Origin of the sequence: Streptomyces kunmingensis (genome assembly GCF_039533535.1) — a bacterium.
Classification (GTDB): domain Bacteria; phylum Actinomycetota; class Actinomycetes; order Streptomycetales; family Streptomycetaceae; genus Streptomyces; species Streptomyces kunmingensis.
This window is the reverse complement of record NZ_BAAATS010000002.1, coordinates 559,603-581,335: the sequence shown is the minus strand read 5'-3', so window position 1 is coordinate 581,335 and position 21,733 is coordinate 559,603. Positions and strand designations below refer to the sequence as shown.

Annotated in this window: 24 protein-coding genes and 1 pseudogene; 11 read left to right on the top strand and 14 right to left on the bottom strand. The window is 70.7% G+C overall.

Going from position 1 to position 21,733, the window contains the following annotated elements:
* Window positions 1-143: 143 nt before the first annotated feature.
* Window positions 144-548 (top strand): annotated as a pseudogene (locus ABD366_RS43430) (MFS transporter); the annotation flags it as partial.
* A gap of 688 nt (window positions 549-1,236) precedes the next feature.
* On the opposite strand, the gene ABD366_RS04790 reads toward ABD366_RS43430, so the two are convergent.
* Complete coding sequence (locus ABD366_RS04790; protein WP_324767081.1) at window positions 1,237-1,824, bottom strand: DUF2255 family protein; 588 nt, start codon at window positions 1,822-1,824, stop codon at window positions 1,237-1,239.
* A 250-nt stretch (window positions 1,825-2,074) separates the two neighbouring features.
* Between ABD366_RS04790 and ABD366_RS04785 the strand changes: the two genes are divergently transcribed.
* On the top strand, window positions 2,075-2,851 hold the full coding sequence (locus tag ABD366_RS04785) for an SAM-dependent methyltransferase (protein ID WP_324767083.1): 777 nt from the start codon (window positions 2,075-2,077) through the stop codon (window positions 2,849-2,851).
* Here ABD366_RS04785 and map read toward each other — a convergent pair.
* Window positions 2,832-3,605, bottom strand: coding sequence for a type I methionyl aminopeptidase (gene map / locus ABD366_RS04780; protein WP_324767084.1), 774 nt, complete (start codon window positions 3,603-3,605; stop codon window positions 2,832-2,834). The two genes, ABD366_RS04785 and map, sit on opposite strands and share 20 nt — an antisense overlap.
* 167 nt (window positions 3,606-3,772) lie before the next feature.
* On the opposite strand from map, the gene ABD366_RS04775 reads away from it, so the two are divergent.
* The 3 genes from ABD366_RS04775 to ABD366_RS04765 all read left to right on the top strand — a co-directional run bounded on the left by ABD366_RS04775 (window position 3,773) and on the right by ABD366_RS04765 (window position 5,232).
* Window positions 3,773-4,171 carry a helix-turn-helix domain-containing protein gene (locus ABD366_RS04775; protein ID WP_324767086.1) on the top strand — a complete coding sequence of 133 codons (399 nt, stop codon included), beginning with the start codon at window positions 3,773-3,775 and terminating at the stop codon, window positions 4,169-4,171.
* 22 nt (window positions 4,172-4,193) lie between these two features.
* Window positions 4,194-4,769: a hypothetical protein gene (locus tag ABD366_RS04770; protein WP_324767087.1), complete on the top strand. Its 576-nt coding sequence runs from the start codon at window positions 4,194-4,196 to the stop codon at window positions 4,767-4,769.
* A gap of 127 nt (window positions 4,770-4,896) precedes the next feature.
* Window positions 4,897-5,232, top strand: a complete 336-nt coding sequence (locus tag ABD366_RS04765) for a DUF2516 family protein (protein WP_324767134.1) — start codon at window positions 4,897-4,899, stop codon at window positions 5,230-5,232.
* Window positions 5,233-5,250: 18 nt separating this feature from the next.
* Here the strand turns inward: ABD366_RS04765 and ABD366_RS04760 are convergent, their stop codons facing one another.
* The 3 genes from ABD366_RS04760 to ABD366_RS04750 all read right to left on the bottom strand — a co-directional run bounded on the left by ABD366_RS04760 (window position 5,251) and on the right by ABD366_RS04750 (window position 9,283).
* Window positions 5,251-6,645: a PP2C family protein-serine/threonine phosphatase gene (locus ABD366_RS04760; protein WP_324767088.1), complete on the bottom strand. Its 1,395-nt coding sequence runs from the start codon at window positions 6,643-6,645 to the stop codon at window positions 5,251-5,253.
* A 529-nt stretch (window positions 6,646-7,174) separates the two neighbouring features.
* Window positions 7,175-8,284: a C40 family peptidase gene (locus tag ABD366_RS04755; protein ID WP_324767089.1), complete on the bottom strand. Its 1,110-nt coding sequence runs from the start codon at window positions 8,282-8,284 to the stop codon at window positions 7,175-7,177.
* Window positions 8,285-8,488: 204 nt separating this feature from the next.
* Window positions 8,489-9,283 (bottom strand): class I SAM-dependent methyltransferase, encoded by a 795-nt coding sequence (locus ABD366_RS04750; protein WP_324767091.1) that lies wholly within the window; start codon window positions 9,281-9,283, stop codon window positions 8,489-8,491.
* A 180-nt stretch (window positions 9,284-9,463) separates the two neighbouring features.
* Between ABD366_RS04750 and mshA the strand changes: the two genes are divergently transcribed.
* The 3 genes from mshA to ABD366_RS04735 all read left to right on the top strand — a co-directional run bounded on the left by mshA (window position 9,464) and on the right by ABD366_RS04735 (window position 13,249).
* Window positions 9,464-10,807, top strand: coding sequence for a D-inositol-3-phosphate glycosyltransferase (gene mshA, locus ABD366_RS04745; RefSeq protein ID WP_324767092.1), 1,344 nt, complete (start codon window positions 9,464-9,466; stop codon window positions 10,805-10,807).
* On the top strand, window positions 10,800-11,363 hold the full coding sequence (locus tag ABD366_RS04740) for a type III secretion system chaperone family protein (RefSeq protein WP_324767093.1): 564 nt from the start codon (window positions 10,800-10,802) through the stop codon (window positions 11,361-11,363). Before mshA ends, ABD366_RS04740 begins: the two co-directional genes overlap by 8 nt.
* 74 nt (window positions 11,364-11,437) lie before the next feature.
* Window positions 11,438-13,249, top strand: a complete 1,812-nt coding sequence (locus ABD366_RS04735) for a glycosyl hydrolase family 28-related protein (RefSeq protein ID WP_324767094.1) — start codon at window positions 11,438-11,440, stop codon at window positions 13,247-13,249.
* An 8-nt stretch (window positions 13,250-13,257) separates the two neighbouring features.
* Here the strand turns inward: ABD366_RS04735 and ABD366_RS04730 are convergent, their stop codons facing one another.
* The 3 genes from ABD366_RS04730 to ABD366_RS04720 form a co-directional block, all read right to left on the bottom strand.
* Window positions 13,258-13,449 (bottom strand): hypothetical protein, encoded by a 192-nt coding sequence (locus ABD366_RS04730; protein WP_324767135.1) that lies wholly within the window; start codon window positions 13,447-13,449, stop codon window positions 13,258-13,260.
* A 68-nt stretch (window positions 13,450-13,517) separates the two neighbouring features.
* Window positions 13,518-13,784, bottom strand: a complete 267-nt coding sequence (locus ABD366_RS04725) for a hypothetical protein (RefSeq protein WP_324767096.1) — start codon at window positions 13,782-13,784, stop codon at window positions 13,518-13,520.
* Between the two features lie 30 nt (window positions 13,785-13,814).
* Window positions 13,815-15,191, bottom strand: a complete 1,377-nt coding sequence (locus tag ABD366_RS04720; protein WP_324767097.1) for an MDR family MFS transporter — start codon at window positions 15,189-15,191, stop codon at window positions 13,815-13,817.
* A gap of 167 nt (window positions 15,192-15,358) precedes the next feature.
* Here ABD366_RS04720 and ABD366_RS04715 point away from each other — a divergent pair, with 167 nt between their 5' ends.
* Entirely contained in the window at window positions 15,359-16,120 is a 762-nt protein-coding gene (locus tag ABD366_RS04715) for a phosphoglyceromutase (protein ID WP_324767098.1), read from the top strand.
* A gap of 152 nt (window positions 16,121-16,272) precedes the next feature.
* On the opposite strand, the gene ABD366_RS04710 is transcribed toward ABD366_RS04715, so the two are convergent.
* The 3 genes from ABD366_RS04710 to ABD366_RS04700 form a co-directional block, all read right to left on the bottom strand.
* Window positions 16,273-16,596 carry a hypothetical protein gene (locus ABD366_RS04710; protein ID WP_324767099.1) on the bottom strand — a complete coding sequence of 108 codons (324 nt, stop codon included), beginning with the start codon at window positions 16,594-16,596 and terminating at the stop codon, window positions 16,273-16,275.
* Window positions 16,593-16,898 carry a hypothetical protein gene (locus tag ABD366_RS04705; protein ID WP_324767100.1) on the bottom strand — a complete coding sequence of 102 codons (306 nt, stop codon included), beginning with the start codon at window positions 16,896-16,898 and terminating at the stop codon, window positions 16,593-16,595. Before ABD366_RS04705 ends, ABD366_RS04710 begins: the two co-directional genes overlap by 4 nt.
* 151 nt (window positions 16,899-17,049) lie before the next feature.
* Window positions 17,050-17,493: an ATP-binding protein gene (locus ABD366_RS04700; RefSeq protein ID WP_344441126.1), complete on the bottom strand. Its 444-nt coding sequence runs from the start codon at window positions 17,491-17,493 to the stop codon at window positions 17,050-17,052.
* A gap of 179 nt (window positions 17,494-17,672) precedes the next feature.
* On the opposite strand from ABD366_RS04700, the gene ABD366_RS04695 reads away from it, so the two are divergent.
* Window positions 17,673-18,431 (top strand): GntR family transcriptional regulator, encoded by a 759-nt coding sequence (locus ABD366_RS04695; RefSeq protein WP_324767103.1) that lies wholly within the window; start codon window positions 17,673-17,675, stop codon window positions 18,429-18,431.
* Between the two features lie 19 nt (window positions 18,432-18,450).
* Here the strand turns inward: ABD366_RS04695 and ABD366_RS04690 are convergent, their stop codons facing one another.
* Complete coding sequence (locus ABD366_RS04690; RefSeq protein WP_324767104.1) at window positions 18,451-18,819, bottom strand: hypothetical protein; 369 nt, start codon at window positions 18,817-18,819, stop codon at window positions 18,451-18,453.
* A 293-nt stretch (window positions 18,820-19,112) separates the two neighbouring features.
* Here ABD366_RS04690 and ABD366_RS04685 point away from each other — a divergent pair, with 293 nt between their 5' ends.
* Window positions 19,113-20,018, top strand: coding sequence for a calcium-binding protein (locus ABD366_RS04685; protein ID WP_324767105.1), 906 nt, complete (start codon window positions 19,113-19,115; stop codon window positions 20,016-20,018).
* Between the two features lie 32 nt (window positions 20,019-20,050).
* Here ABD366_RS04685 and cpt read toward each other — a convergent pair whose 3' ends face one another.
* Window positions 20,051-20,560, bottom strand: a complete 510-nt coding sequence (gene cpt / locus ABD366_RS04680) for a chloramphenicol phosphotransferase CPT (RefSeq protein WP_324767136.1) — start codon at window positions 20,558-20,560, stop codon at window positions 20,051-20,053.
* Between the two features lie 456 nt (window positions 20,561-21,016).
* The gene (gene phoU, locus ABD366_RS04675) at window positions 21,017-21,709 is read right to left on the bottom strand and encodes a phosphate signaling complex protein PhoU (RefSeq protein ID WP_324767106.1); all 693 of its coding nucleotides are present in this window, start codon (window positions 21,707-21,709) and stop codon (window positions 21,017-21,019) included.
* Window positions 21,710-21,733: the final 24 nt, after the last annotated feature.

Below are 21,733 nucleotides of genomic sequence, written 5' to 3'. Positions count from 1 at the left end.
TGCCCGGGGTGGGGATTGCGCCCTCTCGTGGGCGGGGGAGAGGGTGGTTTGCGGGGGCGGGTTGTGCGGGGCTGGTCGCGCAGTTCCCCGCGCGGGGTTGTGCCTGGCTGGTCGCGCGGTTCCCCGCGCCCGAGTCGGCGCCCATACCCGCGGCTTCACGCGGCCGCTCCCGCCGGCTCGCCCTCGGTGTCATCGCCGCCGGGACTCTGATCATCATTCTCGACGGCTCCATCGTCACCGTCGCGACGCCCGCCATCCAGAGCGACCCCGGCTTCACACCCACCGGCCTGAGTCGGGTGGTGAACGCCTACCTCATCGCCTTCGGCAGCCTGCTGCTGCTCGCCGGACGGCTCGGTGACCTCATCGGGCGCAAGCGGATGTTCCTCGCGGGCACCGCCGTGTTCACCGCCGCCTCGCTCCTCGCGGGGTTCGCCACCGGCCCCGGCGTGCTGCTCGCCGCCCGGTTCCTGCAAGGCGCCGACAGCGCCATGGCCGCCGCCGTCGGACTCGGCATCATCGGCACCCTCTTCACTCGCGATGCTGCCCGCCGCACTCATGATCGGGGTGGTCTCGCTCGGCCTTTCGGCACGCCTCGCCGCCCGGTTCGGGGAGCGGCAGGTGCTGCTCGCGGGCGCCCTCTCCCCGTGATGCTGCCGGTCTCCGGTGGCGGGCCCGTGCTGCCCGCGCCGGCGGGGCTCGGCATGTCCGCCGCGTTCGAGGAGGACGCGGGGCTCGCCTCCGGCCTCTTCAACACCACCCGGCAGATCGGCATGGCACTCGGCGTCGCCGTCCTTGCCGGGGTGATGGCGGTGGCGGTGGTCCTGGCCGCGCTCTGCACGCTGCCGGCCGTACCCGCGGCCTCAGCGGTGTCCTCCATGGTCCTGGCGGCCGTCGGGATGGGCCTGGCGGCGCCCTCCCTGACCCTGCTCTCCCTGACCCATGCCCCGGCCGACCGGCAGGGCTACGCGAGCAGCGCGATGCAGACCTCGCAGAACCTCGGCCAGACCCTCGTACTGGCACTTGCCTCGGCCCTGTTCAGCGCGGCCACGGCCCTCTCGACCGGCCGGCTCCCGGCGTTCGCGGCCGCGTTCGTACTGTTGCTGCTGCCGGTCGTGTGGGCCTGGGCGGCGTCGGGGCGGGCCCGGGAAGTGCCGCGGACCGAGCGGGAGGTACACGTAGCGGACGACGAGCGGGTGGGGTAGCCGCCTTCTGGCCGGTCGGCGGAGCGGGCCCCGGTCAGTGCGGCAGCAGCCGCATCGTGGTGGAGGCGGCCGAGTCGCTGGTGATGTGGGCGAGGACGCGGGCGGCGTACGCGCTGTACTTGTGGCGGTAGGCCTGGTCGACGGCGTCGTTGAGAGCCGGGTCGGCGACGGTCTGGAAGGTGGCCTCCCGGGTCACGCCGCCCGCCGAGATACGGCCGGCCTCGCGGGCGCGGCTCGCGTGGTACCAGTCGGAGCCGGGGCCGTTGACGGAGCGGACGTAGAGGTCGTCGCCCACCCGGACCACCCAGACGGTGCGGCTGCCGCCCAGGGTGATGCCGTCGTGCCGCAACGAGGCGATCTCCAGTTCCTCGGCGGCGCCGATCGCGCCGAGTTCGGCGTCCGTCCAGGTACCGGAAGACGGCGACGGATCTGACGACTCCGACGGATCTGACGACTCCGACGGATCTGACGACTCCGACGACGCCGACGGATACGCCGACGAATACGACGACTGCGATGGATCCGACGGATCTGGTGCGGCTGCCGGGCCTGACGACTCCGACGGAACTGGTGCGGCTGCCGGGCCTGACGACTCCGGCGGAACTGCGGGGTTCGTGCTCATGGACGTGTGTCTCCTCGGGCGCCGACTCGGTGCGTACGTGGTGCTCGCGCTCTCATGCTGCGCCGGTGGGGGACGTGAGGCGGTGCGGAGCGGCGGACGGGCTACCCGATCGTGTGAGTGAGACGAGGTGTGCGGCCGATCGGGGTAAAGCCGCGGGGCCGCGGTACCAGGCTCGGGGCGGGCGGCCCGGTCCGGCCGGGGCGGAATCAATTCGCTCGGCACGCTCATCGGGGCGAACTACTGTGCCGCCATGGCCACTTCCGACCTTCCTCCGCGTCTCGGCAGCCTGAGCTTCCACGGGCCGCTCTCCGAGGCCCGCGCCGAACGCATCGTCGCGCGGCTCGCCGCCGCCTCGCCCGCCACCGTCCTCGACATCGGCTGCGGCTGGGGCGAACTGCTGCTCCGCGTCCTGGAGTCCGTCCCGGGATCGACGGGCGTGGGCCTCGACATCAACGCCGAGGACCTGGCCAGGGGCCGGGACCTGGCGAAGGGGCGCGGACTGGCCGGACGGGTCGAGTTCCTGGAGGAGTCGGCTCTGGGCACGGCGCACGGGCCCGTGGACGCGGTGCTCTGCCTGGGCGCCGGCCAGGCGCTGTGCGACCCCGGGCAGCCGTACGATCCGGCCGTCGTCCTGCGTGAGCTGCGCCGACTGGTGCGCCCGGGCGGGCGGGTCGTCCTCGGCGAGGGCTTCTGGGACCGCGCCCCGACGGACGACGAACTCGCGGCCATGTGGCCCGGGGCGCAGGCGAGCGATCATCTGCGGCTCGGCCCGCTCGTCGACCTCGCCGTCGAGTCGGGCTTCCGGCCGGCCTGGATCGAGTCGGCGAGCCGCGAGGAGTGGGAGGAGTTCGAGTCCGGCTACCGCCACGACACCGAACTCTGGCTCGCCGCGAACCCGGACCACCCGCTCGCCGCCGGGACCCGCGAACGCGTCGACCGCCAGCGGTCGTCCTGGGCCGACGGCTACCGCGGTGTCCTCGGCATCACGTACTTGACCCTCGTCCCGGTCACGCCTTCGGCAGGGTGAGGATCTCGGCTCCGTCGTCGGTGATGGCGATCGTGTGCTCGCTGTGCGCGGTCCGGCAGCCGGTCGCGCTTCGCAGCGTCCAACCGTCGTCGTCGGTGACGAGCTGAGCGGTGTCCGCCATGACCCACGGCTCCAGCGCCAGCAGCAGTCCGGGGCGCAGTTTGTAGCCGCGGCCGGGCACTCCGGTGTTCGGGACGTGCGGGTCCTGGTGCATCGTCGAGCCGATGCCGTGGCCGCCGAACTCGGTGTTGATCGGGTACCCCGCCTCGCTGAGGACCGTACCGATGGCATGGGCGAGGTCGCCGATACGCGCGCCGGGGCCGGCAGCGGCGATCCCCGCGGCCAGCGCGCGCTCGGTCGTATCGATCATCGCGACGCTCTCCGGGGGCTTCGTGACGCCCACGATGAAGCTGATGGCGGCGTCCGCGGCGACTCCGCCCTTGGAGACGGCGAGATCGAGGGTGAGCAGGTCGCCGTCGGCGAGCGTGTAGTCGTGGGGCAGGCCGTGGAGCACGGCGTCGTTGACGGCCGTGCAGATGTAGTGGCCGAACGGGCCGCGGCCGAAGGACGGCGCGTAGTCGACGTAGCAGGACGTCGCCCCCGCCTCGACGATCATCTTCTCGGCCCACCGGTCGATGTCCAGCAGGTTCGTGCCGACCGTGGCGCGGCTCTTCAGCGTCTGAAGGATGTCCCCGACCAGGGCGCCGGTGGTTTTCGCCCGGGCCAGCAGGGTGGGGTTGAGGATCTCGATCATGTGGCGCCCTTCTCACGTAGCCATCTCACGCAGCCATCTTGCGTAGCCAATAACAATACCGGCATTACTATACCGGTACGCGTGGCCCGCCCCGGCGATCAGTGGCCTGGAACACTTTTGCAAGCAGTCGCTTGCAATAGTTAGCGCGGGTGCGGCAGTATCGACGCATGGCATCGCTCAACGTCGGAAGTCTCGGCGAGTATCTGCGCGAACAGCGTCGCACCGCACAGCTGTCGCTCCGTCAACTCGCTGAAGCGGCCGGTGTGTCCAACCCGTATCTGAGCCAGATCGAGCGCGGACTGCGCAAGCCGAGCGCGGAAGTGCTCCAGCAGGTCGCCAAGGCACTGCGGATCTCCGCGGAGACGCTGTACGTGCGCGCCGGCATCCTCGACGCGGAGCGGGAGCGGGACGAGGTGGAGACACGTGCGGTGATTCTCGCCGACCCCTCCCTCAACGAACGCCAGAAGCAAGTCCTGTTGCAGATCTACGAGTCATTCAGGCATGAGAACGGGTACAGCGCCGGCGAAGGTGCCGGCGGCGATGCCGAGCCCTCGAGCAAGCAGTAGATGTGATCCGGGAGGACCACGCATGGCCATCAAGGACGACCTGCGCAAGACCTTCTCCGACCCGACCCCGCTCTACTTCGCCGCGGGTACCGCCGAGTTGGCGTACCAGCAGGCCAAGAAGGTTCCGGGCCTGGTCGAGCAGTTGCGGGCCGAGGCGCCCGCGCGCTTCGAGGCGGTGCGCAACACCGATCCCAAGGACGTGCAGGACAAGGCGGCCGCGCGGGCCAAGGAGGCGCAGGCCACCGTCACCGCGAAGGTGACCGAGTTCGTCGCCGCCATCGACACCGACCTGAAGAAGTTCGGCGAGAGTGCCCAGGACTTCGCCCTGCGCGGGGTCGGTCTCGCCGCCGAGGCCGCCGTCAAGGCACGCGAGACCTACGAGAAGGTCGCCGAGCACGGCGAGGAGGCCGTGAAGGCGTGGCGCGGCGAGGCCGCCGAGGAGATCAACGAGATCGCCGTGGCCGTCGAGCCGGACCCCGAGCCCAAGGCGGAGGCCGGGGCCTCCACCGGGGAGAAGGCCGCGCCGGCGAAGAAGGCCGCCACCGCCAAGAAGGCTCCGGCCAAGAAGGCGACCACCGTCAAGAAGGACACGGAATAAGGCGGGTGTCACGAGCCGGGCACGCAGCGCGTGTCCGGCTCGTTGTCCGGGTACGGTGGCCGCAGGCCCGTGGGACCGTGCCCGTGGGACCGTTCATGAAGACGATTTTGGTGGTGGCGTAGTGCTGATGCAGGGGTTCGCCAATGTGATGTGGCTGCTGAGCCTTGCGCTGATCGTCTTCAGCGGCTTCGCGCTCTTCGACGCCGCCATCCGCCGTGAGGACGCCTACCGCGCGGCGGACAAGAAGACCAAGCCGTTCTGGCTGGTCATCCTCGGGCTCGCGTTCGTCGTGAACCTGCTGTTCCCGATCCTGTCGTTCCTGCCGATCATCGGGCTCATCGCGACCATCGTGTACATGGTGGACGTACGGCCCGCCGTCCGGCAGATCTCCGGCGGCGGGGGCCGCAAGGGGCGCGGCTCCAGCAGCGACGGACCGTACGGCCCGTACAACGGCGGACGCTGAATCCGCGGAAGTCCCAGGTCAGCGGTCCAGGAGCAGTACTGCCACGTCGTCGGTCAGGTCGCCGCCGTTGAGGTCGCGGACCTCGTTCATGGCCGCTTCCAGGAGCTCTTCGCCGCCCAGGCCGTCGGCCCGGCGGCGACGGATCAGCTCCAGCATGCCTTCCTGGCCGAGCCGCTGGTTGCCCTCGCCGATCCGGCCCTCGATCAGGCCGTCCGTGTAGAGCATCAGGCTCCAGGACGCCCCCAACTCCACCTGCATACGCGGCCAGCGGGCCTTCGGCAGCAGCCCGAGGGCCGGGCCGCTGTTCTCGTACGGGAGCAGCGCCGCCGGTCGTCCCGGGCTCGCGATCAGCGGCGACGGGTGGCCCGCGAGGCACAGGCCCGCGCGGCGGCCGTCCGGCGATATGTCCACCGTGCACAGCGTCGCGAAGATCTCGTCGCTCTCCCGCTCGTGCTCCAGGACCTGCTGGAGCGTGGAGAGCAGCTCGTCGCCGCACAGGCCCGCGAATGTCAACGCCCGCCAGGCGATGCGCAGTTCGACGCCGAGCGCCGCCTCGTCGGGGCCGTGCCCGCAGACGTCGCCGATCATCGCGTGGACCGTGCCGTCCGGGGTGCGGACCGTGTCGTAGAAGTCGCCGCCGAGCAGCGCGCGGGAGCGGCCGGGCCGGTAGCGGGCCGCGAAGCGCAGGGGCGAGCCTTCGAGCAGCGGGGTCGGCAGCAGGCCGCGCTCCAGGCGGGCGTTCTCCTGTGCGCGGATGCGGGACTCGGTGAGCTTGCGCTGGGCGATGTCGGCGCGTTTGCGCTCGACGGCGTAGCGGACGGCTCGGCCGAGCAGGCGTGCGTCCAGCTCGTCGCGGAACAGGTAGTCCTGGGCGCCGACGCGGACCGCCTCGGCGGCGCGCTCGGCGTCGCCGGACGTGGTCAGCGCGAGTACGGCGTGCCGGGGCGCGAGGCGCAGCACGTGCCGCAGGGTCTCCAGCTCGTCGGTGCCAGCCTCGGGGTCGGCGGCGGCGGCGGTGGTTTTCGAACCGGGCGCGGGCAGGGCGAGGTCGAGCAGCACGCAGTTGACGTCATGGGTGAGCAGCCGCTCGGCCTCGGTGAGGTTGCGGGCGGTGCGCACGCGGATCGGCCGGCCGGCGGCGTCGGGCATCTCCGGGATGCTGAGGGACCCGGCCGGGTCGTCCTCGATGACCAGGAGCGTCAGGGCGGACTGGCCGGAGGCCGGACGGTCGTGGTCGGTCTTCTGCCGGGGCGACTCCGCGGACTGCGTGGTCGCTGAGGTTGCAGCTGCTGACTTTGCTGACGTTACTGATGTTGCTGACGGTGTCGAAGTGGTCGGAGTAGTCGGCGCAGCGTGAGCCTGACCACCTTCCACGGCGGGGATGGCTCTCTGCCGCGGTACGGGTACGGGCATCGCTCGGTTCCTTCCCTCCCCCGAGGGCGCGGTGGGACGAAGGTCCTCGTCCACCAGACGGGGACCTTAGCGGTACCCGGCGCTTCAACGGAATGGTGAACCGCAAACAGCCAGCGTCATATGCCGCAAGCGGTACCGGATTTGGGCAGGTTCCGGGTAGGGCTGCCCGGCCGGGGGATGACGAACATCACGCCGGCGCCCCGGAACCGCGACGGCCCGAGTGCGGTGGGTCACGTGCCCCAGGTCACCGCGGCGCCAGCCCCGCCGGGGGACCGTGACGCCCTGCCCGTCGGGGCACCGTGACGCCCTGCCCCGTCCAGGAGCCCGACGCACTGCCCCGTCAGGGGCGCGGGGAACTGCGCGACCAGCCACATCCCACCGGCACGGGCGAGACGACCCTGGTAAGGGGCGCGGGGAACTGCGCGACCAGCCACACCCCACCCGCACCGGCGTGACCACCCCCGCCCAGCAGACGGGAGCCCCCTCACCGACCCGGCGTCAAAAAGGCCCGCCCCCCGCCGGCCAGGCGTCACGCGTCGGGTCGTACGACCCCGAGTATCACCATCGACCCCGCCCCCGCGACCGTCACGGTCCGCCCGGGACGCGGCGCGTGGATGATCGCGCCGTCGCCTATGTACATCCCGACATGGCTGGCGTCGTCGTGGTAAATGATCAGGTCGCCGGGGCGCATGTTCTCCACGGCGATGTGCTTGAGCTGCTTCCACTGCTCCTGCGACGTGCGCGGGATGGGCTTACCGGCCGCCGCCCACGCCTGCGAGGTCAGCCCCGAACAGTCGTACGACTTCGGGCCCTCGGCGCCCCACACGTACGGCTTGCCCAGCTGGGCGGTGGCGAACTGCACGGCTTCCTTGCCGGCCTTCGTCGCCTTGCCGTCGATCTCCTTCAGGACGCCCGAGGAGAGCCAGGCCGTCTGCGCCTTCTGCTCGGCCTCCTCCTCCAGCTTCTTGAGCCGCTCGCGCTCCTTCGTCTCGAGCTTGCTCTCCAGCGTCTGCGCCTGCTTGATCTGCTTCTCGACCTTCTTCTTCGCCGCGGCCTTCTTCTTGCGGCCCTCCTCCAGGTCCTTCCACTTGGCGGAGGCTTCCTCGGCGTATCCGGCGAGGTCCTTCTGTGTGCGGGTCAGCTCGGTCAGCAGATTCTTGGTGGCCTTCTGGCCCTGGTACATCCGGCCCGCGTTGTCGAGGAACTGCTGCGGGTCGCCGGAGAGCATGAACCGGGCCTCGGGCGGGATCCCGCCCGAGCGGTACTGCTCGCGGGCCGCCGCGCCCGCGCCGCCCTTGAGGCGGTCCAGCTTCGTCTGGCCCGCCGCGATCTTCTGGGCCAGCTTCACGATCTGGACGGACTGCTTGTCGGCCTTCTCCTCCGCCGCGTTGTACTCGTCGGTGGCGACCGCCGCGTCGTGGTAGAGCTTCTCGATCTTCTTGCGTACGGCCTCAAGGTCACTGCTGGTCAGAGCAGTTGAGGGGGTGCCGGCGGCAGCGCCGGAGGGGGAGCCCGAAGGTGAGCCCGAGGGGGTCGGATCGGGGGTCGGTGCCGCGTGGGCCACGCCCGGCGCCGTCAGTACGGTCACGGCACACACCAGCGCCACGGCCGCCATCGTCGTCGTGCTCCGCTTGCTCATTCCGCTCCGCCCCCACAGCCGAAACAAACCTGATTTACCGTCAGTAACATCCGCGTGCTCCGGGGATCGTGCCACGTGAGCGCCCAATACGACAGACCCCGCACGGTGTGACGAACGGCGCGCGATGATCGTTCCCCGCGCGCAGCGATCGTGGGGTGAGCACGGGGTGAGCGTGGGGTGAGAAGTGGCCGTCCAGGCGGCGAACTACGTCCGCGGCGCCAAAGCGTCCCAGGTCACGGTCAGTTCGCCCTGCCGCCACCGCGCAGGCCCGTCCACCACGGGCCAGTCCTCCGCAAGGGCCCGCGCCGTACGGATCCAGCGCTGCCGTGCCCCGTAGGAGGCGTAGGGCGCGGCCGCCGCCCACGCCCGGTCGAAGTCCCGCAGGAAGGCGTGCACCGGTTCGCCCGGCACATTGCGGTGGATCAGCGCCTTGGGCAGCCGCTCGGCCAGGTCGGAGGGGGCGTGCAGGGAGCCGAGCCGGGTCGCGAAAGTCACCGTGCGCGGGCCCGCCGGACCCAGCGCCACCCACACGTGCCGGCGCCCGATCTCGTCGCAGGTGCCCTCCACCAGGAGGCCGTCCGGCGCGAGCCGCCCGCACAGCCGCTCCCAGACCCCGGCGACCTGCTCCTCGTCGTACTGGCGCAGCACGTTCGCGGCGCGGATCAGTACCGGCGGCGTCGCGAGGGGCAGCTCGAAGCCGCCGTGCCGGAAGGTGAGCCCGTCCCTCTCGTACGGCTTCGCGGCCGCGACCCGCGCCGGTTCGATCTCGATGCCGACCACGCGCGCGTGGGGCGCGGTCTCACGCAACCGGGCGAGCAGCTCCACGGCCGTCCAGGGCGCCGCCCCGTACCCGAGGTCGACCGCCAGCGGGTCGTCGGCGCGGCGCAGCGCGGCCCCGTGCGTGGCCGCGATCCAGCGGTCCATGCGGCGCAGGCGGTTCGGGTTGGTGGTCCCTCGCGTCACTGTTCCCACAGGGCGGGAAGGGGTACGCGGGCTCATGGCTACGAGGGTATGCGTTGCGCGGGAAGTGATTTTGGTTGAGGCCCGGACGGTAATGATTCGGCAAACTGGAAATGGAGCGGACTGCTCCGGCGTTGCCGCCCTTGGACGAGGGCCTCTGCCCTCTCCGAGCCGTGCCCGCTGTACCGCTTGAACGCCCCATTGAGGAGGGCCCGCCACGTGAGCCAGTACGTGACCAGGTTCCGCCGTTCCGGGGCTCCTCCCGCCCGGCTGAGGTTCCCCGGCGGCCCCCGGCGCCCGCGCCGGATCGCCATGCTCAGCGTGCACACCTCCCCGCTGCACCAGCCGGGCACGGGCGACGCGGGCGGCATGAACGTCTACATCGTGGAGCTGGCCAAGCGCCTGGCCGCGATCAACATCGAGGTCGAGATCTTCACCCGCGCCACCACCGGCGGTCTGCCGCCCGAGGTGGAGCTGGCCCCCGGCGTCCTGGTCCGCCATGTCGACGCGGGCCCCTACGAAGGCCTCGCCAAGGAAGAGCTGCCGGCCCAGCTGTGCGCCTTCACCCACGGCGTCATGCAGGCCTGGGCCGGCCACCGGCCCGGCTACTACGACCTCGTGCACTCGCACTACTGGCTGTCCGGGCATGTCGGCTGGCTGGCCGCCGAGCGCTGGGGCGTGCCCCTCGTACACGCCATGCACACCATGGCCAAGGTCAAGAACGCGGCGCTCGCCGAGGGCGACACCCCCGAGCCCCCCGCCCGCGTCATCGGCGAGACCCAGATCGTGCGCGCCGCCGACCGGCTCATCGCGAACACCTCCGAAGAGGCCGGCGAGCTGATCCGGCACTACGAGGCGGAGCCCGGCAAGGTCGCCGTCGTCCACCCCGGCGTGAACCTGGAGCGTTTCCGCCCCGCCGACGGACGCGCCGCGGCCCGCGCCCGGCTCGGCCTGCCGCAGGACGCCCTGATTCCCCTCTTCGCCGGCCGCATCCAGCCCCTCAAGGCCCCCGACATCCTGCTCAGGGCCGTCGCCGTGCTGCTCGACGAGCGGCCCGAGCTGCGTTCGCGGATCCTCGTGCCGGTGGTCGGCGGGCCCAGCGGGAGCGGCCTCGCCAAGCCCGCGGCCCTGCAGAAGCTCGCCGCCCGGCTCGGCATCGCGGACGTCGTCCGCTTCCATCCGCCGGTCGGCCAGGACCAGCTCGCGGACTGGTTCCGTGCCGCGTCCCTGCTGGTGATGCCGTCCTACAACGAGTCGTTCGGGCTCGTCGCCATAGAGGCGCAGGCCGCCGGGACGCCCGTCCTCGCCGCGTCCGTGGGCGGCCTCCCCGTAGCCGTACGGCACGACGAGACCGGCTTCCTGGTCGACGGCCACGAACCTGCCCACTACGCGCGCGTGCTGCGCGACTTCGCCGACCATCCCCACCTCGTGGACACCATGGGCGCCGCGGCGGCCCGGCACGCCAAGGACTTCGGCTGGGACACAGCGGCCTCGGCGACGGCCGACGTCTACACCGCCGCCATGCAGGAACACCGCCGTCACGTACCCTCGCACCATGGCTGACCACCCCAAGGCCGACCGCCCCGCGGCCGACCTTCCCGAGGCCGACCGCCCCCAGCCCGCGGAGATCGTCGAGGCGACGCTCAAGGACGCCGAGCTGGAGTGGGAGTGCCCGCAGCCGGGCTCCTACGTGGTCAAGCTGCCCGGCACCCGCAAGCTCTCCACGACGCTCTCGCTGCGCCTCGGACAGCACAGCCTGTCCCTGAACGCCTTCGTGATCCGCCACCCGGACGAGAACGAGGGCGGGGTCCACCGCTGGCTCCTGGAGCGCAACCTGCGCCTGTACGGCGTGAGTTACGCGGTCGATCAGCTCGGCGACATCTACGTCACCGGCAAGCTGCCGCTCGGCGCCGTCACGCCCGACGAACTCGACCGGCTGCTCGGCTCGGTCCTGGAAGCGGCCGACGGCGCGTTCAACACCCTCCTGGAGCTCGGATTCGCGAGTGCGATCCGCAAGGAGTACGAGTGGCGGGTCGCGCGCGGCGAATCCACGCGCAACCTGGACGCGTTCACGCATCTGATCGAGCGCCCTTCCAAGTCCTCCTCCAAGTCCAAGTAGGCGACCTCTCCCTCTGGTCCTCCTCTCCTGGTTGACCGTTGCGCGACCTCTTCCGCGCCCGAGGTCTCCGTGGCATGCTCACGCCCGGCGCTTACGTGAACGAAGTTCATATATGCGGACGTCGGCGAAGGGTGGCAGCGGTGCGGGATGTCAGCAGACGCAGCGTGTTGGGCGGGGCGACAGCGGTGGCGGCCACCGCGGTGACCGGAATCTCGACCGGAATCTCGACCGGAATCTCGACCGGAACCGCAACCGCCGCGGCGAGCGCACAAGTCGGCGGCGCCGAGACCCGTAGCCTCGGCGGCGCCGAAACCCGTGGCGCACAGGGCCAAGTCCCGCCCATCTGGCGGGAGTTCACCCGAGCCCCCTACACCCACCCCCACATCCCGTACGTCGGCCGCGCCGGCCACCGCACGGGCCGCCGCCCATCCCACCGCCCGGGCCGCGTCCTGCGGCCCGAGTCCTACGGCGCGGCTGCCGACGGCGTGACCGACAGCGCCCCCGCGATCAACCGTGCCCTCGCCGCTGCCGGAAGGGCCGGCGGGGGCACGGTGCAGCTGCGGCCAGGCACGTACCGCATCGACGACCTGATCCACATCGGCCACGACGACGTGGTGCTCAGGGGCGCGGGCAGCGGCCGCACCAAGCTGTACGCCACCAGGAACCTCACCGAGCTCATCGGCGCCTACGGCTCCCGCTACGGCGGGACCAAATCGTCCTGGTCCTGGGCCGGCGGCCTGATCTGGCTCTGCCCCGAAGCCCGGTTCCGGACGCTGACGGACGCGATCAGGGCGAAGGCCTGGCCGTTCGAGGGCTGGACCGGGAACAAGCGCGACGAGTGGGAGACCCTGACGACGGTCGAGCCCGCGCGGCGGGGCGCCTGGTCGGTCACCGTCGCGGACACCTCACGGCTGCGCGGCGGCGACCTGGTCCTGCTCCGCCTCGCCGACGACGCGGACCACACGCTCCTGGAGCACATGGCGGGCGGCGGCCCGGGCCCCGAGGCCTACTACTGGGACGACAAGACCAAGCTGACCTCGTACGTCCCCTACGAGTGGCCCGTACGCATCGCCTCGGTGAAGCGGAACCGGGTCACCTTCGAGCGCCCGCTGCCCCTCGACGTACGCCCGGAGTGGGACCCGCGGATCACCACCCACGTCACCGCCCTGACCGGCGCGGGAGTCGAGGGACTGACCCTCGAAGCGGTGGCGACCCCGCAGGCGCAGCACCTGCTCGACAAGGGCTACAACGGCGTCGCGTTGCAGTGCGCGTACGACTGCTGGGTCGACGACGTCACGGTGTGGAACGTCGACAACGGCTTCGGGTTCGTCGCCGCCTCGGCCTCGACCCTGCGCCGCACCAGGGTCGGCGGGCGCGGCGTCCACCACCCGTACTTCTGCCGCGAGGGCTCGCACGACAACCTGGTCGAGGACTTCGCGATCGAGCGCCGCACCGTCGAGGCGCCCACGGGCACGCAGCTGCACGGCATCAACGTGGAGGGCCTCTCCTCGTACAACGTCTGGTCGCGCGGCCGGATGGAGATGGGCACCTTCGACTCCCACCGCGGCATGCCGTTCGCCAACGTCCGCACGGACATCACGGTCGTCAACGACGGTCAGCACGGCGGCGACGCCTCCGCGGGCCCGCTGTTCGGCGCACGCTTCACCCACTGGAACATCAGGGTCACCAACGAGCGGGCGGGCCTGATGAAGATCGACGGGCTCGCGCCGTGGAGCGCGACGGTCGGTGTCAACACGGTCCGCGAGTTCGGCCAGACCGACATACCGGACTTCACGGGCAGCCTCAACTCCCGCCTGGAGCTGTACGGGACGACGCACACGGTCCGCCCGGCCAACCTGTACGAGGCCCAACGCGCGTTGAGCTGAGCTGAGCCCTACCCGAGGGCGACCATCCGCACGACGGTGACGGTGAGCACGGACCCGGAGACGTAGTAGAGGAGGATCGCCCCGCCGATCGTCGCTTCGCGGCGGTCGCGCTCACCGGCGACCGAGCTGGAGCCGTGCCCGTACGGGTCGGCGGAGAGGGTGCGGGCCATCTCGGCGCGGAACCCGTCCGGGTTCGCCATCTTGGCCAGGGTGTCGTCGGCGGGCGGGGCGTACGCGATTCGGCAGGCGCTGCGCCTGCGGCGACGGCTCAAGCCGGGCCCCGCCTCTCCGCCTCGTCCCGGGCGAGGCGGGCGAGGATCGCGTCGGCCTCGGGGTCGGGCACGGCCTCCAGCATCCAGTGCCGCATGACGGCGTGGATCTCGCCGACGCCCGCCGCGTTGATGTCCTGGTCGAACTCCGTGCGGCGCCGCAGCGGAAGCGCCGCACGGATCGCGGGAATGCTGTTGGGCACGGAGACCTCGACACCGCCCACGAGCGTTCTGGGCGGCTCGTCGGTCCGGTAGACGTCGGCCATGTACCCTCCCGTACCCATCGCGCGGTCCGGTCAAGCGGGGGCGTTCTCCGCGGGGGCGGCGCTTACGGGCCCGGGGGCCAGGGGCCTGGGGTTCAGGGCCCCGGGGCGCACGTCCTTGGGGTCCACGACCCCGGGGTTCATGGTCTCGGGGTCCACGGTCCTGGGGGCGGCGGCCACCGGTCCGGCCGGCTCCTGCCCCGGCAGCCCGCGCATCAGCAGCCAGTACCCGACCGCCGTCACCGTGCCGAGCGCCGCGCATCCCGCCCACAGCCAGCGCGCACCCGCGGAGTCGAGCACCCAGCCACCGGCCAGCGGCGCGACGAGAGCGGCCGCGGACCACGACATCGTGTAGACGCCCTGGCAGCGGCCACGCCCCTCCGCGGGGGCGAGGCGGGCGACGAGCCCCGACTGGGTGGGCGCGTTGACCATCTCGCCCAGCGTCCACACCGCCACGGTCAGCGCGTACGTGCCGAGGGACCCGGCGAACGCGGTGAGTCCGAAGCCGCCGCCTATCAGGAGCGAGGAGACGGTCAACAGCCGTCCCGGATCCCGGCGTTCGATGAACCGGGTCAGCGGGATCTGCAGGGCGACGATGATGACACCGTTCACCGCGGCGACGAGCCCCACGTCCGAGCTGGACAGCCCTTCCGCACCCATCACGATCGGCAGACCGACCGAACTCTGCGTGAACACGACCGCGACCAGGAAGGACAGACCGACCATGAGCATGAACCGCCGGTCGCGCCACACGGTCCCCATGGTGACCGGCTTCGGCAGCGCCGCGTCGGCTCCGGTGGCGGTCACGGCCCGCTCGGGCCGCGACTCCTTCACCTTCACGAAGACGACGCAGGCGCAGGCGAGCGTCATCCCGGCCTCGACGAGGAAGCCGAGCGTATAGCTCTGTGCGACGAGGAACCCGGCGTACACGGACGAGACCGCGAACCCGAGGTTGATCGCCCAGTAGTTCAACGAGAAGGCCCGCACCCGGTCCTCCGGGCGCACGATGTCGGCCATCATCGCCTGGATCGCGGGCCGCGACGCGTTCGAGGCGAGGCCGAGCGCGATGCCCGTGACGGCGATGCCGACGGGGTCGCGCACGAAGGCGAGGACCGCGACGGTCGCGGCCGTCGCGAGCTGCGCGCCGAGCAGCGTCGGCCGGCGCCCGAGCCGGTCGGCGAGCACCCCGCCGAGCACCGACGCGATGACCCCGCCGAGCCCGATCAGCGAGGCGACGAGACCGGCGTACGCGGCCGAGAACCCGCGCTGGGCGGTCAGGTAGAGCGCGAGGAAGGTAAGGACGAAGCCCCCGAGCCGGTTCACCAGAGTGCTGGTCCACAACCACCAGAACTCGCGGGGGAGCCCGGCGACGGACTCCCTGGCGGCACGTCTGAGCGCGGTGACTGACATGGGTGCGTCCCCCGGGGGTGATGTAAGCGGCGCGGCAGGTTTTCGTAACTTACGACCCGGGTACGCGCGCGTGCCATTCAATTGACGCCGACCGTCAATCGGATCTCGATCGGCACTCGATGGGCACTCGATCGGCATGCCCGGAGCGGGCCGATTAGTCTTGGCCCATGGCCGACGCACCGTACAAGCTGATCCTCCTCCGCCACGGCGAGAGCGAATGGAACGCGAAGAACCTGTTCACCGGTTGGGTGGACGTCAACCTCAACGAGAAGGGCGAGAAGGAGGCGGTCCGCGGCGGTGAGCTGCTGAAGGACGCCGGCCTGCTCCCGGACGTGGTCCACACCTCGCTCCAGAAGCGCGCGATCCGCACCGCGCAGCTCGCCCTCGAGTCCGCCGACCGGCACTGGATCCCCGTCCACCGCTCGTGGCGCCTGAACGAGCGCCACTACGGCGCCCTCCAGGGCAAGGACAAGGCCCAGACCCTCGCCGAGTTCGGCGAGGAGCAGTTCATGCTGTGGCGCCGCTCCTACGACACCCCGCCGCCGGCGCTCGACCGCGACGCCGAGTACTCCCAGTTCTCCGACCCGCGCTACGCGACGCTCCCGCCGGAGCTGCGCCCGCAGACGGAGTGCCTGAAGGACGTCGTCGTCCGCATGCTCCCGTACTGGTTCGACGGCATCGTCCCCGACCTCCTGACGGGCAAGACGGTCCTGGTCGCGGCCCACGGCAACTCGCTGCGCGCCCTCGTCAAGCACCTCGACGGCATTTCCGACGCCGACATCGCGGGCCTGAACATCCCCACGGGCATCCCGCTCGCCTACGAGCTCGACGCGGACTTCACCCCGGTGAAGCCGGGCGGCACGTACCTGGACCCGGACGCGGCCGCGGCGGCGATCGAGGCGGTCAAAAACCAGGGCAAGAAGAAGTAGCCCGCACGTTTTTGGGCCCCCTGCCTACGACTTTCCGTTGGTGGGGGGCTTCTCGTTGCCGTTGGGCCGGCTCCGGGGCGTCAGATGCGGCGGCTATAGCGGCGGACTTGAATGCCGAAGACGACGCCGCGTCGAACCAGATGGGCCCTGGCTCACTGCCAGAAGCACTCCTCGATCACGATCTGCGGATCAGCACTCCGCCTGCTGAACTGGTAGCGCAGCCAGCCCCTACCGTGGTCGAAGTACAGAACATGCTGGCCACCGGGCCGGGTGGACTGGGCAGGCTCGACGCTCATCCCGGTCGGAAGGTCACGATCGGCGTCGACACCCCGGAAATAGGGATCATCGGTGGTGACGAGTTCGGCGCGGGCGGCGAGGACCAGGGACCTCGCCGCGTCAGGGAGAGCGTCCCGATCCTCCTCCGCCTGCTTGGTCCAGTCAGCCTGCCAAGGGGGACCCATGAATCCGTCGGTCACTGGCCTGGCTCACTCTTCGCAGCCTGGCGGCGTAGTCGGCCGGCTTCCTCGATCAAGGCTTTGGCGCGGGCGTAATCAGGTTCTTGGTCGGCCGCATCCTCCAGGCCGTGCACCCTGGCTTCGAGCTGAGGGTCGCGCGCAAGCGCGAACTCCCCCCACCAGCGCGCCATGAAGGCAGGCACCGGCGCAAGGTCGTAGGCGTCGGCGATGTCACGGCGCCAGTGCCGGTCGAAGTCGACCAGGAGCTGAGGCGCGTGCTGGGCGATCGCAACGCGGAGTGCTTTTGGTGTCCTGTCGGGCATGGGGACAACGTCCCTGGAGCCGCTGGGAGCAGTCGTCATAAGGGCTCTTCCTTCGGCGACGGGTGGAAGGCGTCTCCTGTGTGGCGTGGCACGGATCAACCCACGAAAAACGGTACTCCTTCGAGAACCCGGGGGAGGTACGCAGCTGGGTTCACTGCCAAACGCCTGCGATCTCGGAGGAAACCACCGTTCCGCCGAAGCGGCTGGCTCCGGTGTGCCATGAGTCGGCGATGAAGTCGACCAGGAGTAGCCCGCGCCCGTGCGAGTCGTCGGCCTCGGGGCATCGGAGCCGCACGTTCTCCGGCAGTCCCGGGTTGTGCACCTCGACGCGGAGGGAAGCGCCCACGCGGAACCACCGCACACGGACGATCCAGGGCTCGTCCGACTTGCCGTGGACGATGGCGTTGGTCACCAGTTCCGAGATCAGAAGAACGCAATCCTCGACCGGGCACCCCTGGTCGTAGGGGGCGATGAACTTACGGAACCAGCGCCGGGCCCGAGGCACGGACTCCGCGACGGGGTGCAAGGCCATCGCGCCGAGGCACGGCGACTCCGGTGATTCCGCAGAGAGAGGATCGATCCCGAACGACGTCATGCAAAGCACCTGTCCCTCACTCGGAGGCCACAGCGCAGCCTCTCTAGACACGTCTCACTGTGGTGTACGTCTCTAGAGAGGTCAAGTGGATCTGTGGCATCAGTCAGCGTGGCTACGGGCAGCCAGCAACCGGTCAACCCGTGGCCTAAGGTGTCTAGAGATGAGAGGAGGCCTACGGGATGGCCAACACCGACAACGACCGTCGGCCCAAGTACCAGCGGATCGCGGACTCTCTGCGCGAGGCGATTCAGGCGGGCGAGTACGGTCCTGGTGATCGGCTTCCAGGGGAGAACGACCTCATGGCCACATATGGCGTGGCCCGCATGACGGCACGTCAGGCCCTGGGCGTCCTTCGGGACGAAGGCGTTGCCGAGGCGCGCAAGGGTGCCGGAGTGTTTGTTCGGGAGTACCGCCCGCTTCGGCGCCGAGGCATCCAGCGCCTTGCCCAAGAGCAGTGGGGCAACGGCCGCTCCATCTGGTCGGCGGACATCGAGGACCGCAATCTGGTGGTCGACCAAGTCACCGTGGTGGAGGAGAGCGCGCCCGACCGCGTCGGGGCCGTCCTGGACCTGGCCGCCGAGGAGACGGTGTGCGTGAGGCGCCGGCGCTTCGTACTGGACGGGAAGTCCGTCCTGCTCGCGACGAGCTATCTCCCCATGTCCCTGGTGACCGGAACCGCGATCACCCAGGAGGACACCGGGCCGGGCGGGGCGTACGCCAGACTCGCCGAACTCGGCTACCCGCCGGTGCACTTCCGCGAGGAGATCCGCTCACGAATGCCTTCGAAGGACGAGGCGACACAGTTGAGCATGTCCACAGGGACCCCGGTTTTTCTCATCTGCCGGACCGCGTACACGGAAGGTGGCCGCCCCGTCGAGATCAACGAAATGACGCTGGACGCCGCCTCCTACATCCTGGAGTACGACTTCGAGGCGTGAGCCTCAGTGGCCAGCGGATTCACTCGACCTCAACCCTGGGCAGCCGCGCAGCACGAGCCAGGATTTCCACGAAACGGAGATCCCGCGCGGCGGAAAGCGTCGTGAGCCTCAGGCGGTAGGTGTGCGGGGCCGACGTCTTCAGGGTCAGTTCCTTGCCGTTCAGTTCCACGGTGAGGAGATGGGGCAGGGGGATCCGGACGGCGTCCCACTGGTCTCGGTGCAGGACGAGGCCGTGTTCGTCGGCTGCTATCCATCCGTCGGCGATGTTCCGGCGGGGTGCGATGAGTGGGCCGAGGGAAGCCTCCGCGCGGATGGCCGCCGGTGAATCAGCGGCTCGTCTTCGAACCCCGGGCGCGACCCCGAACGACCTGTTGATGCGCAGCCCCATACATCCCCCAAGGCTCAACCAACTCGTGCAACTCGTGCAGCCAGGTGCCAGGTTGCTGTACGGCAGGGAAGTGCGGCAACCCCATCGACCGGCCTGCACGGCAATGCGTGAACTTTCGTCGAAGCGTGTCTGACGGGTACCTGTACTACTGCCGTCCAGGCCCTCATCTATGCAGGCAGGGTGGCATGGGGGGAGGCAACGGAGACGTATATGCGGGGTGCAACCAATGGCATTCGCGCGGAGTCACTTGTGATCGGAAGCGAGAATCACATACTCCCCACGGAGGTTCAGTAATGCGCTCTCACCTCATCAATCGCCGGGTATTAGTAACCGCCTCGGCCCTGACGCTCGCGCTCGCCGCCGCACCGATCGCGCTGGCCGGGACCGCCACCGCCGCGACACCCGCCGCCACCGCCGCGCTCGACTCCAGCGGACACTTCGCCCTGTACACGGCCGCCCCCGGCCAGGTGAACGAGGTGGCCGTCGTCGCGTCGAAGGCCGAGGGGTCCGCCGACATCACCTACGTCATCGACGACGTCGTCCCGGTCGACGCCGGGGACGGATGCACGTACCCCGACACCGCTGACCGCACCAAGGTCACCTGCACCGTCACCACCCTGGAGACCCAGGACCCGTACGCCACACTGAAGTTGGGCCTTGGGGACGGCGACGATGTCGTTCGGTACGACAACGCCACCGGGCAGACCTACAACTTCGCCTCGATCGACCTGGGCGACGGCGTCGACGAGCTGACCGACAGCGGCGACGTCGACGGCAACTCCGTGCGCGGCGGCACCGGTGACGACACCATCAGCGTGGGGGCCGCCGCCGTGGTCCTGGGCGACGACGGCGCCGACACGGTGCGCGCCACCGGCGGTGGAGCCGTCGTGCAGGGCGGGATCGGCAACGACACGATCGACGCCGACGGAGACGGGAGTTCCGTGTCGGGCGGCCCGGGCAACGACGTGATCCACGGCGGCGCCGACGACCAGAACCTCTCCGGCGACGACGGCAACGACCGTATCCACGGCGGGACCGGCAACGACTGGCTGTACGGCGGCAAGGGCGACGACATCCTCTACGGGAACAGCGGCGACGACACCCTGTACGGGAACAGCGGCAACGACGCGCTGTACGGCGGCCCCGGCCGGGACACCCTCTCCGGCGGCCCCGGCACGAACGTCGTCCACCAGGACTGACCCCGGCTGCCAGGAGACCGAAGAGGACGCCGTCAGTCGACGTGCGCCGCGATCTGCCGCGCGCACTCGATCGCTTCGGCCCGCGCCGAGTCCACGACCACGTCGTACGTCACGCCCTCGTGCACCAACTCCGCCTGCGACGCCGCCATCCCGGCGACCCGGTCGCCCCGCGCCAGCTCGCGGCCCGCCGCGACGTCGGCGTCGCAGCGCACCCCCACCCACAGCACGTCCAGGTCACGTAGCGCCGTACGCCAGCGGTCCTGCGACCGGGCGCCGCCCAGGAACACCTCGTCCACGACGACCCGGGCCCCGGCCGCCGCCATCGCCGCGACGCCCGCGATCCACGCCTCCTCCAGCGCCCGGAACGCGGGGCCGACCGTCACCGAACCGTCCGCCCCGAAGTCGATCCCCGCCCCGGACGCCGGCATGGCCGCGACGAGCGTGTCCGTGCCGAGCGTCAGCCAGGGCTCGGGGAGCAGGGACTGGAGGCAGCGGGCGATACCCGACTTGCCGGAGCTGGAGCCGCCGTTGAGCACGATCACCTGGGTCACCGTCGCACCGTAGAGCGAAGTCGGCGCACGAGCCAGCGGATTACTGCGCGTCACCGCGCGTCGCCGCGCGCGTATGCGCCGTTGATGCGCCCACCCCACCGGGCATGCAATGGAGGAGGCACTCCGCCGCGGAGGCCCACCGAGGAGGGAACCCATGGCTGCCGAGTCCACCAGGCCCGACCAGACGCCTGAATCTCCCGTTGAAGTGAGCCGTCCCGTCCCGGAGCTGGTGCTGCTCGGCGCCTGCGGCTGCGGCGCGGGCTGCGGCTGTGGCTGCCAGTCCGGCGCGCCCTGCCAGTGCGGTGGCTGCAGCGGCTAGCGGCTAGCGGCTGACCTGCCGGCGAAGGACACAGCGGGCCCCGCACCAGTCACGAGTGCGGGGCCCGCTGGATCCACAGAGCCGGGGCGACAACCCTCAGGCCCTCAGGCCCTCAGGCCCTCAGGCCCTCAGGCCGTCTCGACCGCCGGAACCGACTGCGCCGACGCGGCCTGGACATCGTCCGCGTGCTCACCCGTCACCAGGTACACCACCCGCTTCGCGACCGACACGGCATGGTCGGCGAACCGCTCGTAGTAGCGGCCCAGCAGCGTCACGTCCACGGCCGTCTCGATGCCGTGCTTCCACTTCTCGTCCATCAGGTGCTGGAAGAGCGTGCGGTGCAGCTGGTCCATCTCGTCGTCGTCCTGCTCCAGCTGCATCGCCAGATCGACGTCCTTGGTGATGATGACCTCGGCGGCCTTCGCCATCAGCCGCTGCGCCAGCTGCCCCATCTCCAGGATGGTCGCGTGCAGATCGTGCGGCACCGCGCGCTCGGGGAAGCGCAGCCGGGCCAGCTTGGCGACGTGCTGGGCGAGGTCGCCGCTGCGCTCCAGGTCAGCGCTCATCCGCAGCGAGGTGACCACGATCCGCAGATCGGTCGCCACCGGCTGCTGCCGGGCCAGCAGGGCGATGGCCCGCGCCTCCAGGTCGTGCTGCAGATCGTCGACCTTCTGATCGGCGGCGATCACGCTCTCGGCGAGCTTCAGGTCGGCATCGAGCATGGCCGTGGTGGCGCGCCCGATCGCCGACCCGACAAGGCGGGCCATCTCGACCAGGCCCTCGCCGATCGAGTCAAGTTCCTCGTGGTACGCGTCACGCATACGAACGTTCCCTCTCTCTGTCGT

Coding starts and splice junctions, on each gene's coding strand:
- ABD366_RS04735 (WP_324767094.1), top strand. CDS start 11,438: ATGCTCACGCCCGGCGCTTACGTGAACGAAGTTCATATATGCGGACGT.
- ABD366_RS04740 (WP_324767093.1), top strand. CDS start 10,800: ATGGCTGACCACCCCAAGGCCGACCGCCCCGCGGCCGACCTTCCCGAG.
- ABD366_RS04760 (WP_324767088.1), bottom strand. CDS start 6,645: ATGCCCGTACCCGTACCGCGGCAGAGAGCCATCCCCGCCGTGGAAGGT.
- ABD366_RS04720 (WP_324767097.1), bottom strand. CDS start 15,191: ATGTCAGTCACCGCGCTCAGACGTGCCGCCAGGGAGTCCGTCGCCGGG.
- ABD366_RS04785 (WP_324767083.1), top strand. CDS start 2,075: ATGGCCACTTCCGACCTTCCTCCGCGTCTCGGCAGCCTGAGCTTCCAC.
- ABD366_RS04700 (WP_344441126.1), bottom strand. CDS start 17,493: ATGACGTCGTTCGGGATCGATCCTCTCTCTGCGGAATCACCGGAGTCG.
- ABD366_RS04790 (WP_324767081.1), bottom strand. CDS start 1,824: ATGAGCACGAACCCCGCAGTTCCGCCGGAGTCGTCAGGCCCGGCAGCC.
- ABD366_RS04755 (WP_324767089.1), bottom strand. CDS start 8,284: ATGAGCAAGCGGAGCACGACGACGATGGCGGCCGTGGCGCTGGTGTGT.
- ABD366_RS04750 (WP_324767091.1), bottom strand. CDS start 9,283: ATGAGCCCGCGTACCCCTTCCCGCCCTGTGGGAACAGTGACGCGAGGG.
- ABD366_RS04690 (WP_324767104.1), bottom strand. CDS start 18,819: ATGGGGCTGCGCATCAACAGGTCGTTCGGGGTCGCGCCCGGGGTTCGA.
- map (WP_324767084.1), bottom strand. CDS start 3,605: ATGATCGAGATCCTCAACCCCACCCTGCTGGCCCGGGCGAAAACCACC.
- ABD366_RS04695 (WP_324767103.1), top strand. CDS start 17,673: ATGGCCAACACCGACAACGACCGTCGGCCCAAGTACCAGCGGATCGCG.
- ABD366_RS04725 (WP_324767096.1), bottom strand. CDS start 13,784: ATGGCCGACGTCTACCGGACCGACGAGCCGCCCAGAACGCTCGTGGGC.
- ABD366_RS04770 (WP_324767087.1), top strand. CDS start 4,194: ATGGCCATCAAGGACGACCTGCGCAAGACCTTCTCCGACCCGACCCCG.
- phoU (WP_324767106.1), bottom strand. CDS start 21,709: ATGCGTGACGCGTACCACGAGGAACTTGACTCGATCGGCGAGGGCCTG.
- ABD366_RS04765 (WP_324767134.1), top strand. CDS start 4,897: ATGCAGGGGTTCGCCAATGTGATGTGGCTGCTGAGCCTTGCGCTGATC.
- ABD366_RS04730 (WP_324767135.1), bottom strand. CDS start 13,449: ATGGCGAACCCGGACGGGTTCCGCGCCGAGATGGCCCGCACCCTCTCC.
- ABD366_RS04685 (WP_324767105.1), top strand. CDS start 19,113: ATGCGCTCTCACCTCATCAATCGCCGGGTATTAGTAACCGCCTCGGCC.
- ABD366_RS04705 (WP_324767100.1), bottom strand. CDS start 16,898: ATGCCCGACAGGACACCAAAAGCACTCCGCGTTGCGATCGCCCAGCAC.
- ABD366_RS04775 (WP_324767086.1), top strand. CDS start 3,773: ATGGCATCGCTCAACGTCGGAAGTCTCGGCGAGTATCTGCGCGAACAG.
- ABD366_RS04715 (WP_324767098.1), top strand. CDS start 15,359: ATGGCCGACGCACCGTACAAGCTGATCCTCCTCCGCCACGGCGAGAGC.